General features: G+C 39.3%; 15 protein-coding genes. All 15 read right to left on the bottom strand.

Features of this window, described 5'->3' with window-relative positions:
- Positions 1–3: 3 nt before the first annotated feature.
- Complete coding sequence (gene rfbC, locus AAEU32_RS07705; protein WP_421969949.1) at positions 4–552, bottom strand: dTDP-4-dehydrorhamnose 3,5-epimerase; 549 nt, start codon at positions 550–552, stop codon at positions 4–6.
- Positions 549–1,433, bottom strand: a complete 885-nt coding sequence (gene rfbA, locus AAEU32_RS07700; protein WP_421969948.1) for a glucose-1-phosphate thymidylyltransferase RfbA — start codon at positions 1,431–1,433, stop codon at positions 549–551. The genes rfbC and rfbA overlap by 4 nt, the downstream gene beginning before the upstream one ends.
- Positions 1,430–2,458: a DUF1972 domain-containing protein gene (locus tag AAEU32_RS07695; protein ID WP_421969947.1), complete on the bottom strand. Its 1,029-nt coding sequence runs from the start codon at positions 2,456–2,458 to the stop codon at positions 1,430–1,432. The genes rfbA and AAEU32_RS07695 overlap by 4 nt, the downstream gene beginning before the upstream one ends.
- On the bottom strand, positions 2,455–2,889 hold the full coding sequence (locus tag AAEU32_RS07690; RefSeq protein ID WP_421969946.1) for a hypothetical protein: 435 nt from the start codon (positions 2,887–2,889) through the stop codon (positions 2,455–2,457). The genes AAEU32_RS07695 and AAEU32_RS07690 overlap by 4 nt, the downstream gene beginning before the upstream one ends.
- Positions 2,890–2,935: 46 nt before the next feature.
- Entirely contained in the window at positions 2,936–4,057 is a 1,122-nt protein-coding gene (locus AAEU32_RS07685; RefSeq protein ID WP_421969945.1) for a glycosyltransferase family protein, read from the bottom strand.
- Complete coding sequence (locus AAEU32_RS07680; protein WP_421969944.1) at positions 4,047–4,946, bottom strand: formyltransferase family protein; 900 nt, start codon at positions 4,944–4,946, stop codon at positions 4,047–4,049. Before AAEU32_RS07680 ends, AAEU32_RS07685 begins: the two co-directional genes overlap by 11 nt.
- Positions 4,946–5,812, bottom strand: a complete 867-nt coding sequence (locus tag AAEU32_RS07675) for a polysaccharide deacetylase family protein (protein ID WP_421969943.1) — start codon at positions 5,810–5,812, stop codon at positions 4,946–4,948. The genes AAEU32_RS07680 and AAEU32_RS07675 overlap by 1 nt, the downstream gene beginning before the upstream one ends.
- A 1-nt stretch (position 5,813) precedes the next feature.
- Positions 5,814–6,752, bottom strand: coding sequence for a glycosyltransferase (locus tag AAEU32_RS07670; protein WP_421969942.1), 939 nt, complete (start codon positions 6,750–6,752; stop codon positions 5,814–5,816).
- A 14-nt stretch (positions 6,753–6,766) separates the two neighbouring features.
- Positions 6,767–7,852, bottom strand: coding sequence for an EpsG family protein (locus AAEU32_RS07665; protein ID WP_421969941.1), 1,086 nt, complete (start codon positions 7,850–7,852; stop codon positions 6,767–6,769).
- The gene (locus AAEU32_RS07660) at positions 7,849–8,772 is read right to left on the bottom strand and encodes a WavQ (RefSeq protein WP_421969940.1); all 924 of its coding nucleotides are present in this window, start codon (positions 8,770–8,772) and stop codon (positions 7,849–7,851) included. The genes AAEU32_RS07665 and AAEU32_RS07660 overlap by 4 nt, the downstream gene beginning before the upstream one ends.
- Before the next feature lie 5 nt (positions 8,773–8,777).
- Entirely contained in the window at positions 8,778–10,295 is a 1,518-nt protein-coding gene (locus AAEU32_RS07655) for an oligosaccharide flippase family protein (RefSeq protein ID WP_421969939.1), read from the bottom strand.
- 15 nt (positions 10,296–10,310) lie between these two features.
- Positions 10,311–11,441 (bottom strand): dTDP-4-amino-4,6-dideoxygalactose transaminase, encoded by a 1,131-nt coding sequence (gene rffA, locus AAEU32_RS07650; RefSeq protein ID WP_421969938.1) that lies wholly within the window; start codon positions 11,439–11,441, stop codon positions 10,311–10,313.
- 97 nt (positions 11,442–11,538) lie between these two features.
- On the bottom strand, positions 11,539–12,822 hold the full coding sequence (gene tviB / locus AAEU32_RS07645; protein ID WP_421969937.1) for a Vi polysaccharide biosynthesis UDP-N-acetylglucosamine C-6 dehydrogenase TviB: 1,284 nt from the start codon (positions 12,820–12,822) through the stop codon (positions 11,539–11,541).
- A gap of 20 nt (positions 12,823–12,842) precedes the next feature.
- Positions 12,843–13,817: a Wzz/FepE/Etk N-terminal domain-containing protein gene (locus AAEU32_RS07640; RefSeq protein WP_421969936.1), complete on the bottom strand. Its 975-nt coding sequence runs from the start codon at positions 13,815–13,817 to the stop codon at positions 12,843–12,845.
- Between the two features lie 6 nt (positions 13,818–13,823).
- Positions 13,824–16,499 carry an SLBB domain-containing protein gene (locus tag AAEU32_RS07635; protein ID WP_421969935.1) on the bottom strand — a complete coding sequence of 892 codons (2,676 nt, stop codon included), beginning with the start codon at positions 16,497–16,499 and terminating at the stop codon, positions 13,824–13,826.
- Positions 16,500–16,528: the final 29 nt, after the last annotated feature.

The raw sequence follows: 16,528 nt of genomic DNA, 5'->3' as shown, positions 1-16,528 counted from the left end.
TTTTTACTCAAAATAATCTGCATTAACAAATAACTTTCCATCTGCATCTTTAGCAGATATTAGAGGGTCTTGCCCGTTAACGAGCGGCCATTCAATAGCTAACTTAGGATCATTCCATAGAAGGCTCCGCTCATGCTCAGGCGCATAATAGTCTGTACATTTATACACAAACTCAGCCGATTCAGAAGTAACATAAAAGCCATGCGCAAAACCTTCTGGCACCCACAGCTGAAGTTTATTATGTTCAGATAGCAAAACCCCAACTGCTTGGCCAAATGTTGGACTAGACTTTCTCATATCTACGGCTACATCATATACTTCACCGGAAACAACTCTAACTAGCTTGCCTTGAGTCTGTTTTAACTGGTAATGCAGGCCGCGAAGGATACCTTGAGCCGATTTACTGTGATTGTCCTGAACGAATTCAACATTTGCTACATTCTCTTTAAACCAATCGGCGCGAAATGTCTCCATAAAGAAACCACGTTCATCGCCAAAAACTGAAGGCTCTAAAATTTTTACGTCTGCTATTAACGTATCGACTACTTTCATGAAAATACCTTATCATCGATAAGTCGCAGCAAGTATTCACCATATCCACTTTTAATAAGGGGCTGTGCAATATCACGCAACTCTTCAGCACTTAACCAACCGTTTCTAAAGGCTACTTCTTCGGGACAGTTAACCTTTAGGCCTTGGCGCTTTTCAATGGTCTCGATGAATTGAGCGGCAGCAAGTAAATCGTCATGAGTACCAGTATCAAGCCAAGCCGTTCCCCGCCCCATGATTTCCACACTCAACTTGCCTGCTTTGAGGTAATGATCAATCACGTCGGTTATTTCGAGTTCGCCACGGGCTGATGGCTTTACATTTTTTGCAACCTCAACAACGTCTGAATCAAAAAAGTAAAGGCCAGGAACAGCATAGTTAGACTTAGGATGTTGAGGTTTCTCTTCTATTGAGATTGCTTTACCAGTCTCATCGAACTCAACAACTCCATATGCTCTTGGGTTAGATACATGATATCCGAATACTGTACCGCCAGGGTTCTCGTTAGCTGACTTGAGAGATTTTACGAGGTCATGACCATAAAAAAGGTTATCTCCTAAAACCAATGCTGCAGGACTACCAGCTAAGAAGTCTTCAGCCAGTATAAAAGCTTGAGCTAAACCGTCAGGGCTGGGTTGGACTTTATAGGTCAGAGACACACCAAATTGACTTCCATCGCCCAGCAAGGCCTCAAAGCGACCAACTTCTTCAGGTGTAGCAATAATTAAAATATCCCTAATGTCCGATTGCATTAACGTCGCAAGCGGATAATAAATCATTGGCTTGTCATAAACAGGCATAAGCTGCTTAGATACCACTTTCGTCAAGGGGTACAATCTTGTTCCACTTCCCCCAGCTAAAATAATCCCCTTTCTATAACTCAAAACAAATCCTCATATTGTTTACGGATTACATCCCATGTATAGCGATGGCTTGCTATTTCCTTCATCACACAACCATTGTCACCTTCTTCGTTATTTAAAAGGTTAACAAGGCTATTGGCGTCACCAAAATAATGCGCTTGTTGGGATGTGCTCTCTCTATTGTAACTACAGTCATAACAAAAGGTGTTCACGCCAAAGTGCATCATTTCAACCAAGGAAGGATTAGTCCCCCCAGCAGAGTGCCCATGGATGTAACCTATGCATTCAGACCTTAGAATAAAAAGCTTATCTAACTCATAAATCGGATCAATCAGCTCTACATTATCGAATTCTGAATACTGCTCTCGTAGGTTTCTGCCGAACTCACTATTATTCCAATTACCAACAAACTTCAAATTTTTGCCAGTCTTACTGAACGCCTCGAGAATCATAGCAATATTGTTTTCTGGCTCTATTCGACATAAAGCGAGAAAATAGTCGCTTCTAGAGTATGCTCCACTACTCACAATGGCATGATCCCCACCATAAGCAATGGTTTCGGCTTTAACATTATATTCTGTTTTAACGTAATCGGTTATGGCTTTATTATCAGCGACGATGGAATCTGAGTATTTTACCGCAACAGCTTCGCTGAATTTTAAAAACCACTTAGCAAACTTGCCCCATTTATCTCTTTTCCACTCAAGACCATCAATATTTGTGACTACCTTTCGTCGCGAGAATAATTTGAACACAGGTAATGTAATGGCACCGGAAACCCCCAATACCAACAAATCATTTTTTGTAAAAATCAAACTGTGCAAAATAGACAGAGCGTCATACAAAATGCTTTGCACACCATTTGCCTTAAGGGGCAAGTACTTTAATTGAGCCGCTTTGTAGTGTTCTAATTTTTGCGTATATACGCTTGACTGGCAATAAACGAGGTAACGTTTATCCTTTGTATCTATCAGATTATCAACTAAGGATTCAAAGCCCCCGTAGCAAGCGGGCACACCTACAGTACCCACAACTGAAATTGTCATTTGTTTTTGCTCGTTCCTGACCCTAAGATTTTCGACTTCAGCTTGACTAAACTCGACATATTTCGAACTAAAACCGCCTTTATTAACCCTTCATTTTCAGGATACCTAACAGTTTTTTCGGCTGGTTCATCTGGTCCTTGTACAGTATAACCGTCAGCCGCATTTGGAACTACCATGCGTTGTTTTTGAGTAAACAACATGTCCTCTCTAACTCGCTCCAATTCGGATGTGCTGTTGGGAAGTAAAACATCCACACTTTTTACAATCTGAAAGTGATTATAAACAGACTCTTCGTAATAATGCTCATGAGGGTTATAACAAATAACCTCGTGACCACTTTTAACCCAATACTGGCGAACTATTTCAGCAAACTGCTCATAGCCACCATACCTATTTGGTATACCCCTCGTCTCAACAATTGCAATTTTCATTAATCTTCCAAAATACTTAAAGAACAGCATCTAGTCACAGTCGATACTAAACTCGGCTTTGAACAACCGCATTCAATGCTTCATTAACACAATAAGAGAGGTGCCACTCCTTTCTAATCGAGCTAGATATTAGATCATTTCCACTAACTGAAAGCATATCTTCAATGTCACTATCTATGTCTTTAGAGCAATTGTAATTCCTTATAAAACGAGTATCGCTTATTTCATAATCCATAGAGGTCAAGCATGGAATATTAAACTTCATATATTCATAAAGTTTTAAAGGTGAACCATCATGACTTTTTTCCTGTAGGTATGGCAATAAACCCACTTTGAATGTTCTACATATCGCTGGTACATCGCTGTACGAGAATGCTCCAAGTAAAGTTACATTCTTTAATCTAGACAGTTGTCGCTTAGTTTCACCGTCGAGCACTTTTCCGTATATCGCGACCTTGTAGCGCTCAGATACCATTTCTACAAATTTGACATCAAGCTTATCAGTTACAAATCCAATAAACCCAAAGTCAAACTGCGCATTAGAGGCCAGCTTTAAAGGATTAGAAGTCTGGCCCTTTGGCACATAAACCTTGTTCGAAATCACCATGGAATTCTTCATAAGAGACAAATCATTTGCTTCGAGGCAAGCTGCAGATACACTTGAAACAAAGTTTGCATTTCGGGCAGCAAAATCGTACTTCTTTTTAACCAGATCTTTTTCTGTTTTTGAAAATCTATTGTGCTTCTTAAAGTTGTCGATAAAATCGTACCAATATAGCCAGCCATCTAGTAATTTTTCAGAAAAACAACCGATAGGCAAAAAGTCTAAAAAGACATTTATGTGAGAGTCAGATTTTTCACTAATTAACAACTGATCTATGCATGATGGGTACACATCTTCCGCCCAACCTCGGCCCTTAAGGGCGCCAAAAATATCAGTAGATAGCTGGTCAATAGTATTAATTTTATCGCTCTCAATTCGCCTTGCAATAGGCTTTCGAAATAAAGCCCTTTCTAATATCGAAACGGGCCTATTAATGATAGTTACCCTTTCAACTACATCCAATGACGCGAGCGCATCAAGAAACTGAAGATCTCTGACTGCATAACCAAATGAATGATGAAAATATGCGTCTCTATACAACGCAACCAACAAATTAACCTTCATTATTTAACCGCCTAATCTTCCTCATCATGCCCCCAAAATAGTAAAGCGAGTATAAGGAAGCGATCTCTGCTGCTCCAAATTCTTTAGCGAAATAAGTGCGACCAGTTCGCTCTTGAGGTATCGCTTCTATTGCTCCCTTTTTTACAAAGCTTTTCAAAGCCATCACCAAGTTATCAGTGCCTAGAGCACAGTTTTTTACGAAAATACGCGCTGGGGAGTCTAACTCATTCATAATGAGTGTGTTTACACTAACGATTGCTCCCTCATCAGCTTCATTAGATATAAAATGAACCGTGCACCCTATATCCTTTAAATCTCCATTTATAAGGGCCTGCTCTGTTGTATAGCTACCTTTATACTTTGGAGACATTCCTGCATGCTGATTCAAGGTGACCTTAGAGCTGGCATATAGCCCCTCTCTATAAATAGGTCCACCAAAAGAGACAAAAACATCTGGTGAAAAATCATTAACAACCTTTTCTATCTCTGAAGAGTTAGGATCAGAAGTCTCAATGCTTTTGTATAAATTGAGTTCAGCATCAGGATAAAGAGGTATTAACTTTTTTTCCTCTCTCAAAATCATTAGGTTATGAAAAAGGAGTAATGGCTTTTTAAACGCCTTCTCAAAAAAAGAATAGAAGAGCAGTTTAGTTGCCTTTTTGAGGCCAAGCGTTTTAATTTTTGAAGAAAGCCCCAATAGGCTTTTAAGCAAACTAGGCTTAGAGGGAGTCGGTTTTACACGTTCCCTGTTAATTTTCTGCTTGCTGTTCTTCACCCCTTTAGAGCGTACCCAAAGGATCTTAACATCTGTGTCAAGTTCACTATTTATCTTGTGAATGAGTCTCCTGTGCCGAAGCGAAGAGCCTGTAAAAGCAGCTATTTTTAACATTATAATACCCTCGCAGTATGGCGATATATCAACCCTTTCTTTAAATTGTTAAGGGTATTTTTCTTCTCATTAACCAATACGAGATATTGATTTTTTTTGACTAAACCTGCCGCAAAATCTCTTACTCTTTCATCCATTTTACCTTCCCTGCTAAATGGGGCTACTAAAAAGGGGGATGCGATTTTGAAGTCTTCATAGATCTGTGACGAATTACTTGAGAATTCGTCCTCGATTAAATTAAAAGCAGATGACTCAGTTATTGGGTAGTGCATGGAGCTATGGTTAGTTATCTCCCACCCTTTATTTTGTAGTTCTTCTATCTCCTGCTTATTACAAAAGTCATCATGCATAGATGAAATAAACTCATTCAAGCCTTTAAACTTTATAAAACTATCTAGGCCTTGGATAAATTGAAAGTCAAAAAATGTAATCGAATCATTTTTTAGTGTGGTTCTTTTCCAAAACTTCCGCCCTATTTCCTTATTCAAAAAACCGACTAACTCTTTCTCATATCCTAATTTTATTAGAGCTTGAAGTTTATACCTCCAAAACACAGTTTCTCTGTTATACATAGATGAACAAACTGAAACAGCCGCAGGAAGGTTAAAGCTGGACAGGATTGGAAAAGCAATTGTTGAGACACTTTTGAATGCATCATCAAACCATATAGTTGCAAACTTACCCTTCTTACCACTATTCAAATTATATACAGCTTCACTTGGAGTAATTACATCATAGGAAGCTTTCAAATTCGCAATTTGCTTTTCAAAAAGCAAGAAATCTACATCATGGCCTAAGCTGAGCTTTGCACTATCACTACGAGCCCTAGTTAGATTGTGATATAAAAAACAGTTCCAAGTCGCCATACTATTTATGTTCCTTTTCCATTCTAAACCCTGCCTTTAAAGCAGATAAAAACCAGAAAACTCGCTTAATATCAAGGCGAACCAAAAAGCCTAACAATATAAAACAACTGACCAATATTACATTTGTGTAAAATAACAGCCTTCGATTAGATCTACTAAGCCCGAAATAAAGCTGGTTTCGAACCGAGAAGAAAAGTCTTATTTTAGGTGCTTCTAAATATCTGTTAGCAAGAAAAGTACTCTTCTTTTCCAGGTGAAAACTATGCTCTAAATCAGTAATAGAAACATCATCAATCATCTTTATTTTATAACCATGCTCGGTAACCAATCTATATGTATACTCGTGATCATCGGCGTATAAAAAATAATCCTTATTAGGAAGGATCCGCTTCTTAAGTATTGAAGGCGGCAAGATGAGACCGCTATATGGAGCAGCGATTAGATCACTCTCCGTTTTTTCATAATCCGGATATTTTTTTGAGAAAATGTCTCGACCTAAAAAGCTATTTTTTGTCCCTAACTCTAAGCATGGTTTAGAGCTATCTCTTGCTAACCTCAAGATCTCCCTATCTTTCCTATTTATAAATAGGATTTCATTCTCCGTCTCTGAGAGTTGAGGAGTTACCTTTTCAAAAAAGTCACTAGGAACCAAATTATCATCGTCCAGTAATAAAAGGTGATTCACATTGTTGTGCGAAGATGCATATTCTATAAGATTATTATAACCGCCAGCGGATCCTAAGTTATCAGGAGAATAAAATAGAAAAACCCCTCTATTATTGTATTTTCTTTTAATTTCAGCAAAACAGTCATAATCCAATCCATTACAATAAATATAAATAAACTTATAATCCTGATTTAAAAGAGCATCAACAACACTAAATAAAAGCCTCTTTCTTTTTCCATATGTCAAAATTGCTACAGACAAACCAATAGGCATAAATAATCACCAAATCAAAATATATAAAGAAGCTCGTAAGCGCCAAACGTCTTTGTTGTGTAAGTCATAGAAAAGCCTAAAAAGGCTAGTAAAAAGGCCCAGAAAGGCCGATAAATAGTTCTGAAATAATTTTCAAAGATATAACACACCATCAATACCTGTATGGGGTATGCTAGATACATAAACCTGAAAGAGTACTCACTAAAAGATACAACTGCATACAAAAGCTGCGTACTCATTACCACAAAAGCCAGCCTGCTTAAATAATCGTCCTCAATTATTTTTCGATTAACAAAAGAGAAAGATATATAAAAAAGGGAAAAAACAACTGATACAAAGACAAAGTACATTTTAACTACAAAAGAAAGAAGCTCTCTTTCCAAAAGTAAATATCTTGCAAACTTTCCTACGTTACTTCCTTCCTTAGAAAAGCCGTCTGCTATGCGCACTATTAGCTCAGGCGGAAAGACAAGCCAAAATATAAAAAAGAAGATACTAAAAGAAAATAAAAAAAAGTTAAGCCTATAGCCTGAAAAACGTTTAGATAAAAGCCCATTTATCGCGAGAATTAAATATGAAGAGTGAAACATCAAAGGTAAGAAATTAAAAACTCTGCTCCCCCTGTTTCTCACGACTGTAAAAACCAGGATTGGGAGGCCTAAACTCAAAGCCAAGCCACCCCTTGTTGCATTAGAAAGCATATCTAACCCAGGCAAATAACAAACGTATAATATCAATACTAAAATTTTATTTTTTAACTTCAATGTACATGCTGCCACATAAACAAGAAGCATCTGAGAAAAAGTTAGAAAGAATATATAAATATCAACCCTATCAAATAAAACGAAAAACCTTGTTAATAACTCAAAGCCTATTTCAAAGCCAAATGCAGGACTGTTGCCATGTTTAATATCTTCAAAATAATTAATATAAGATAACGTATCAGATCCAGAAATAGAGCTCCTAAACCCTATAAAAGTAGAATAAAAAGTTATAAAGAGAATTGATAATGTTGAATTTATTCTTGATACTTTTATTGACCACCCGAAAGAGGCCAATAAGACAAATATAGAAAGAAAACAGATAAAAATAAAGTTCATGACCAGTGTGACAACATTTCTTCAATAGCAAGTTTAACATTATTAAATGACTTATCTTCTTCTGATATGACATACTGTTTGACTAGATGAGCTGTCGAGTTTGCTTTTTCTATATTTTCCATGCCGTAAGCAATACCATTTCGGTCTTCAGGGTTGGGATACCACTCTTCTTCAGTGACTCCTTCATCAGGAATCACCACAGATTCACAACCACACAAAACTGCGAATAATGAGTAAGCTGTATAAGTATCGTAGCTAATAAACGTTTTAACTGACTTAAATACCTTTGCAACTTCCTCGTGCGGTAAGTCATCGATTAGCACTGAATCCTTGAGATCATGAACTATCGCTTTATGCTTTCCTTTTCTCAAGCAATACGCTGTACCCTGCCTCTCCTCTTTAACATCATCTAAATTATAATGCTCCAATGGATAATGGATAACCTTCAACTCTTGAGTTGACGTGATAGAACCAGGGTAATTAAAGTCTCTAACTGCACTATTAAATTTGAATAAAATCTCGCCAGCATTGTACATTACTCTGCCTGTATGAAACCCTGGTTGATGTAAAAGCCATCTGGCAACTTGTTTTGCCCCTAAAGGATTGCCCAATACTAGTTCAGAGTAAAAAACAATACATGAGTCATCAATTTCCTTATTCTTAAAATCGAAAATTGGAGTATCAAAATGAGGATTTACCTTAAATCCGGTTAACAATGATTTCAATTCAAACTTGATAAATTTCCTGAACTCAGAAAAGATACTTTTTTTATCAAAAACGAACTGCTCACTCTGCGGGTAAAGGTAAGCTTCATAGCCTAAGTCATTAAGTATGTGGCAAAGTTTATGCAAGACAACAATACCACCACTCTTTTCATTATAAGAGGGGGTATATATTATAAACTTCTTTTCATTTAACACTTCATTCACCTTATTACTAATTCAATTTTTCTCATTGCCAATTCCAACCTTGCTTTTAATAAAAAATTTAAAATAATTAAAACTGCAACGGCTAAGCCACCAACAAGTACAAGACTAAAAAATGTGCCGGGGCGTCCATCCCCAAAAAGACCTACTAATGGCGACGCAAAAAAAACAGCTATTCCAGCAAGGAATAAACTGGCCAAAAACATAGGCGTCACAATAGTATTTATTAAATTTGGTAAAAGTAAACGAAAGCTATACAAGCCCCAAAAAAACAAAAACAATCCATTTTGAACAACCCAAAAAATTGCTGTCCCTTCCGATTTGAAATTACTAACAACTATAAAAATACTAGGTAACAGTAAAGAGGAATATATAGAGTAAGCAATCAAATGTCTCCTCAACTTCTTGATAGAAAACTGTACCAAGAAGCTATAATTGGCCAAAATCGCAAATAAATTACCGATAGCCAACCATTTCAAATAAAAGCCTGCCTTATTCGCAGCTTCAATATTCCCAGTCCAACTCCAAATCAACTCCTGCCCATATAAAAAAAACATGAGGCACAACGGAATAAAAAGAGTAAACGAAAGCAATATGAAACGTACTAGTACTCTTACATAACCGGTATTTTCATTACTTGATGCTAGGGAGGTCAATCGTGGCATCAACACTTGGCTGATTGGTAAGTTGAGAGTGAGAATAACACCAGCCACAGACACTGCTAACGAGTAATATCCAAACTCCTCTAGTGATACATTGCCGGACAGCAATAGCTTGTCCACTTGAGATACTAGAACCCAAAGAACTGACAACAAAGTCAGCTGCAATGCGGAGACCAATAAAACTTTTATACCTAGGCTACTAACATTATTCGTTACGATTGTTCGCTTTATGGTTACATTTTTATGATACACAAAGAGAATACAGTAGAGCAACCACTCCAACAAAGCGACTAATACCTGAAACGCAAAGTAATATATAAGAGAGTTATCAAAAATATATAATACTAGCAATCCTCCGGGATACCTAAGATTAGCAGCAACAAAGTTCGCTGTCGCAATCGCGCCATGAACCTCTAAGCCGATGAGCACACTTTTTAAAGGTCCGCATAAATACTTCACAACTAGAGTTATTAGCATCGCTTTTATGCTAAATGACAAAATATCTAGAGGGATGGTAGTCTCAAACCACGCCGAAGAATGCCTAGAAAGCAATAACCCTATACCTCCCAAGATCGCTCCAACGCACAAAAAACCCATGTAGATTCTGTAAAAATCTGAAATAAATGACTTAAAGGCCTTTTTACATCCCTTAGCAATTGCTATTTGGCGTGCCAATGTGCCGCTTACACCAGCGTCAAAAATTTGCAGGAATGTTTGTACGGTAAGAAAGAAACCTATAAGCCCAAACCCCTCTGGACCTAGCATTGTCAGAAGAACGGGGGTTAAGGCTACGGTAACTATAGTAGAGTAAGCCTGCACCCCGAAGGTTACTGATAATGAGCGACGCAACTTCAAGTCAATACCTATATATTAAGCAAAGAAGCTATTAATATAGGAACAAACTTTGATCACCTGCTGTGGCTCAAGGCTAAAGAATAGTGGTAACCTCACTAATCGTTCACTTTCCACCGTCGTGTAAAGGTCTTCACCTGAAAAAGTACCAAATTTCTTTCCTGCCTCTGCGGAATGCAGTGGGATATAATGGAACACCGCCATGATATTGTTTTCCTTCAAATAACGAATCAGGTCAGTGCGAACCTCCAGATTAGCTACTTTTATATAAAACATATGGGCATTATGCGTACAATCATTAGGTATGCAGGGTAACTCAATTAGACCCTTCTCCGCTATAGATGAAAGCTCTTCATAGTAAAGGCTCCACAACTCAAGTCGCTTACCATTTATATAGTCAGCATTTTCTAATTGACCCCATAAATATGCGGCCTGGATGTCACTAGGCAAGTAGCTACTGCCTACATCGACCCATGAATACTTATCAATCATCCCTCTAAAGAACTTGCTTCGGTTGGTTCCTTTCTCTCGAATGATCTCAGCGCGCTCTACAAACTTGGGATCGTTAATGATTAACAACCCTCCTTCGCCACCACTAGTATAATTTTTAGTCTCATGAAAACTATATGCGCCTATATGACCAATAGTTCCTAAAGCCTTGCCATTGTAACTACTCATCATACCTTGAGCAGCATCTTCAATGACAAATAGGCCTTTGTCATTAGCCAGTCTCATAATTGAGTCCATTTCGCATGCAACACCTGCATAATGAACAACCACAATGGCTTTGGTTTTTCCTGTTATGGCTGCATCAATTTTAGTCTCATCGATATTCATCGTATCTCTACGAATATCAACAAAAACCACTTTTGCGCCGCGTAAAACAAAAGCATTAGCTGTGCTTACAAAGGTATAACTCGGCATTATCACTTCATCGCCAGGCTGAATGTCGATCAAAATAGCCGCCATTTCTAATGCTTGAGTGCAATTTGGCGTTAGCAGTGTTTTCTTTACGTTCAAACTAAGTTCAAACCATTGCTCACACTTTTTAGAAAACGCACCGTCGCCAGCAATCGCAGAGCTCCGTGCCGCTTCTAAAAGATATTTATCTTCTGAGCCAGTATAAGGGGGTTTATTAAAAGGTATCATTCTGTATTTCCGTTCGGTATTGACACTCAAGTTCTAGCAAGTCTTTTTCATGTGAAAAATTCCCTTTCATTTTGTCTATATTTGGGAAGTGAACAATCTATAGACGTATATCTGAAGCTTCTCTGGGTAATACATGCTTAACGTCAAAAAGAACATGATTTTGCTTACCTAGCTTTCTAATCGCCTCCACACCCATTTCTTTGAATTCAGTATGGTCAACCGCTATTATTATACCGTCATAATTACGTTCCGTTAAAACCGACGTTAACTCGATGTTATACTCTCTAATAACTTCAGCTTTACACGCCCAGCTATCATAAACATCTACTGACATGTTGAAGTCCTTGAGCTCCTTGTAGATATCAATAATTTTAGTATTTCGTACGTCTGGGCAGTTACCTTTGAAGGTAAAACCCAAAATCAACACTCTTGCTTCATCAATATGTATTTTGTTTGCAGATAACTTCTTTACTAATTGTGTCGCGACATATTCCCCCATCCCATCGTTTATCCGACGTCCAGCCAAAATAACTTCAGGTCTATAACCAACCTCTTGAGCCTTATGTGTTAAATAGTAGGGATCTACGCTAATACAATGCCCACCTACAAGGCCTGGCTTGAATTTAAGGAAATTCCACTTTGTACCAGCAGCATTCAAAACCTCTTCAGTGTCAATACCAAGGCGATTGAATATCTTGGCAAACTCGTTAATGATGGCAATATTCAAATCACGCTGTGTGTTCTCTATTACTTTGGCAGCTTCTGCAACCTTGATTGAACTCGCTTGATAGGTGCCAGCCTTTATGATCGAGCCATACAAACTATTTATAAGCTCAGCAACTTCGGGGGTTGAACCTGATGTTATTTTAGTGATTTTGGTTAAGGTATTAACCTTATCACCTGGGTTTATTCGCTCAGGAGAATAGCCAGCATAAAAATCTTTATTAAACTTTAGCCCCGAAACTTTCTCTACAATTGGAATGCACACCTCTTCTGTTGCTCCAGGGTAAACTGTCGATTCATAAATGATAATATCTCCGTCCTTGACATAACGACCAATCATTTCGCTGGCATTACGAAGAGGAGTAAGGTCTGGAGAATTACTCTCATCTATAGGAGTTGGGACTGTTACAATATATATCTTTGAATTAGCTAAGTCCTTCTCATCACAAGAAAAAATTAGTTTGTTCGCAGAAGCTAACTGCTCATCACTAACTTCCAAGGTATTGTCTGAACCATTGCTTAATTCTGTAACTCGCTTCTGATTTATATCAAAACCCAACACATCAAACTGTTTTCCAAACTCCACAGCTAAAGGAAGTCCGACATAACCTAGCCCGATAATTGCTATTTTGCCTACAGGCATTGAATTTATTTCCATTCTTTTCTCACTAGATATATTTAGGAGACAACCTCTCTACTTGGCTTTTTAGAAAAATATCTGATAAGCACAAATAGAGAAGCGAGCATCCCCGCAAGAATAACACTCAACATCACAATTAAGGCTCTTTTAGGCCCCGCTTTATTCTCTGCAACCACTGCTGGATCTATTGTCTTGAGTGCATACTCTGCGTGTACACTCGCTAACATCTTTGTTTGCTGTTGTTGTTCAATTAATTGATAAAATACTTTCTGCATATCAGCAACAGAAGTTTCCCCGAGAGCACTATTAAGATACTGAATACTATTTTCGGCATCGGCAATATCATTTGCTCGCATGGTATTGTTAAGCTGCTTTATAAGTTTATCTGCTAGTTCTTTCGCCACTACTGGTGAGTAGTGTTTTATAGTTACGGTAACTAAACCTGATTCCTTATCTTGAGATACTGATAGAAACTTCCTAACAAACTCCTCGTGTACCTCCAGAAGGCTTGGCTCTGGCTGCTTGGGCGCTTTAACCTCTCGCAACCACTTATTTGTTTCAGGGTTATAGACCTCTCGGTCATAAAGCACTGTATTGTTCTCACGATCCCAGCCATTCGCAGCCATAATCAGAGGCTTCAGGTTATGCTCTTGAACAAACTCACCTATAAAAGACCGGCTTTTAAGCAACTCCAGCGCAATAGTAGTTTTATCAGCACTACCGCCGCCTAAGCTCACACCAGCTAAAGAAGCTAACCCACCAAATTGCCCAGCCAATGCCGATAAACCGCCACTTTGACCATCTTCGGCAGGGGCTAGCAAAGCCTCACTTTTATAGATATTTGGTAGGCTAAGTGCATACACAACAGAAATCGCTGCAGCGATAATCGTCGTGCCAATAATAATCCACTTACCTTGCCACAGTGCTAAGAACAGTTCTTTTAAATCAATTTCATCATCGGCGTAATACGGCTGAGCTATTTGCTGCTCATTATTTTGAATTGTCATTTTCATACCACCTTAAATAGCCGCAATTGCAGCTAAGCCAACACCGATTTGATAGAAGATTTGTGTTGCCGTGCTCCAAAGAGTCAAGCCGTCCATATGTGATGTATCGATTGGCACAACAATCGTGTCACCTGGTTCAATCTCTTGATTCATATCTACCGCGAACCAGCCTTCAGTTTGTGGCACGTACACGGCACCGTTGGCTTTAATCACGTAGATACGCTCTTCGTCTGCGCGCTCTTTAGTTCCACCACTTAGGCGAATATAAGATTCTAAATCTGTACCTTCCTTGAATAAATGTGACGATGCGTAGTTCACTTCACCCATTACGCTTACCGAGTCACGCTTAGAAGGAACATAGAGGGCGTCACCATTTTGTAATACCAGCTTCTGCTCACCAGCTAAAATTCCGCCCAAATCAATTACAAGACGCCCCAAGGTTGGTATGTCAGAGAGCTGCGCTAATAGCTTGTTCATCTCATCTAACGAAACGTTACTGCTCGTTATTGAGCGCTCGAAACTCTTTGAGGCTAAATCACGGCGCAACTCATCTGTTAAACGATTTAGGTGCTCTCGCTCCTGAGCTTTTATTGACTCACGGGTAAACACGGAAGCATTTAGTGCGGCAAACTCGGTAAAGCCACCTGCACGCTTAATCACATCACTCATCGTTTCGCCGCGACGAATGGTATAGGTGCCTGGGAATGTGACTTCACCGCGCAATGTCACTTTTACGTTTTCTTGCCAGTTCGGAACCGTCAGCACATTCAAGCTATCTTTACTTTGTAAAGCAGTGTCATGCTTGGCATCACCAGCAAGTGCTTTACTTAAGTTAAAGCTTATATGCTGAATATCATCATTAGTGCCAGATAGAGTTCGCGTCATCTCCGCTTGCTCTAAATATGCAGACTCAGTAAGGCCACCACCAGCAACAACAAGCTCAGCAACGGTCATATTATTGCTAAGAGGATACACGCCAGGGAAGCGCACATTACCATTGACTTCAACCAGCTTAATTTTTTGCCCCGCATTGGCTTGAAGTTGTAACTGGTTAATCACTTGGGCGAGTAATTGAGTACGGCTAAACGTAGCAAAGTCGTTGCCTTTTTCATTGCTTTGTCGACCAGACACAATGTTTGAAAGGTTTGCATTGGCAAATGTTTCTTCATTCACTGCAGCATCACTTTTAGCACCTACAAACTTGTCAAACTGGCGCTGCTCAAACATATGCCATAGTTTCACTTTCTCTTGCAGTTGCTGCTCTTCTTCAGTGAGCGCTAATTGCTTTAATGCACTTTGCTCTGCTGCTTTAGATTCATAGCGGCTAAACACCATAATTTTGTCATATGGCTGCAACAACATATCTTGTTCAGTGTTGCCCGCTGCAGCTTCTGCTAATGAGAATTGCAATACATCTATATTACCGAACACATCCACTTCTCGCAGAATCAGCGCGTAGGTTAGGTCCGCTTGTGGCAGTAATGCACCACGTACAGATGTTATAATGTCAGATACACGTTTACCTTCGTGCCATGCATACTCACCTGGGCGCGTAACTGCACCAATCAAGGTCACCGCATTATTGAAAGTGGCGCTACTTTGGTCAATGGTGATCACATCACCATCTTTTGGCATATAGCCAGATGCATTTTTTGAGAAGTCGAATGATAAAACTTGTTTAAAGTCACCTTGGCCTGAGCGTTCAACCAACACACGCTTTGCATATGCTTCTGGTTTGAAACCACCTGCCATAGCAAGTAATTCTTTTGCGCCTTCGCCGCTTTTCAATTCAAAAATGGCAGGGCGTTTAACTGCACCGTCAACGCTCACTTGCGCGCCTACTGGTGGGATGAAAACTACATCACCCGGTTTTAAGATGATGTCGTTGCTGCTATCACCTTTAATGAGCAAATCATACAAGTCAAAGGTGTTAACAACGTTGCCGCCTCGCTTTACTTGAATATTGCGCAGGGACGCAATATCACTCACGCCACCACTGGCGAACAACGCATGGGTCACTGTGCTTAGTGAAGAAAGAGTATAGCTACCTGGCTTATACGCTTCGCCTACAACTAACACTCGAATACTGTGCAGTTGCCCCAATGAAACAAAGGCTTTTACGCCGATCATTTCATTGCTGACCTTTTCACTAACTAGTGACTTGAGCTCTTTGAAGGTCATGCCTGCAACTTGAACCGGCGCTAAGTTGGGAATACTTAAACGGCCAGAGCGGTCTATGCTCACGTCGTAAGTGCCAGATTCTTTACCGTACAGGGAAATTTGCACTTCATCGCCTGGGCGAACAATATAATCATCGGGTACTGGCGCATTTTCACTTGGCATGAAACTGCTTGGCTCACCTGCAAAGATGTCATAACCAAACGGTTGCAATGCCTGCTCTTTAGGTTTGAACTTTTGCTCTGGAGTTTGTGCTACTGGCTCTTCGCCATACACATTGCGCTCTCCAATCGTCTTGGCGGCCTCAGGGCTTGCATTGCCATTTGACGAATTTGAACCGGTTATTGAACCAAGATCTACACCATATTGCCTCGCTAACGCTTCTTGCTGCGCGCGCGGGAGTTTTTTGAATTGTTCAATCTGCGCTGGAGATGGTGTGAGTGATTGGGCTATGCCACTGTAAAGTAAGATTAATATTGCTGAAAAAGCACTTAGATAGGTCTTAAACATTTTTCCCTGCATGTTCGACTCTTGTAAAG

It is taken from the genome of Pseudoalteromonas maris (assembly GCF_049257235.1).
Taxonomy (GTDB): domain Bacteria; phylum Pseudomonadota; class Gammaproteobacteria; order Enterobacterales; family Alteromonadaceae; genus Pseudoalteromonas.
This window is presented reverse-complemented; position numbering and strand designations above follow the sequence as displayed.

Bases quoted from the DNA above. Each gene is read 5' to 3' on its own strand.
- AAEU32_RS07685 (WP_421969945.1), bottom strand. From the start codon at position 4,057: ATGAAGGTTAATTTGTTGGTTGCGTTGTATAGAGACGCATATTTTCAT.
- AAEU32_RS07680 (WP_421969944.1), bottom strand. From the start codon at position 4,946: ATGTTAAAAATAGCTGCTTTTACAGGCTCTTCGCTTCGGCACAGGAGA.
- AAEU32_RS07635 (WP_421969935.1), bottom strand. From the start codon at position 16,499: ATGTTTAAGACCTATCTAAGTGCTTTTTCAGCAATATTAATCTTACTT.
- AAEU32_RS07640 (WP_421969936.1), bottom strand. From the start codon at position 13,817: ATGAAAATGACAATTCAAAATAATGAGCAGCAAATAGCTCAGCCGTAT.
- AAEU32_RS07675 (WP_421969943.1), bottom strand. From the start codon at position 5,812: ATGGCGACTTGGAACTGTTTTTTATATCACAATCTAACTAGGGCTCGT.
- AAEU32_RS07665 (WP_421969941.1), bottom strand. From the start codon at position 7,852: ATGAACTTTATTTTTATCTGTTTTCTTTCTATATTTGTCTTATTGGCC.
- tviB (WP_421969937.1), bottom strand. From the start codon at position 12,822: ATGGAAATAAATTCAATGCCTGTAGGCAAAATAGCAATTATCGGGCTA.
- AAEU32_RS07670 (WP_421969942.1), bottom strand. From the start codon at position 6,752: ATGCCTATTGGTTTGTCTGTAGCAATTTTGACATATGGAAAAAGAAAG.
- rfbC (WP_421969949.1), bottom strand. From the start codon at position 552: ATGAAAGTAGTCGATACGTTAATAGCAGACGTAAAAATTTTAGAGCCT.
- AAEU32_RS07690 (WP_421969946.1), bottom strand. From the start codon at position 2,889: ATGAAAATTGCAATTGTTGAGACGAGGGGTATACCAAATAGGTATGGT.
- AAEU32_RS07695 (WP_421969947.1), bottom strand. From the start codon at position 2,458: ATGACAATTTCAGTTGTGGGTACTGTAGGTGTGCCCGCTTGCTACGGG.
- rffA (WP_421969938.1), bottom strand. From the start codon at position 11,441: ATGATACCTTTTAATAAACCCCCTTATACTGGCTCAGAAGATAAATAT.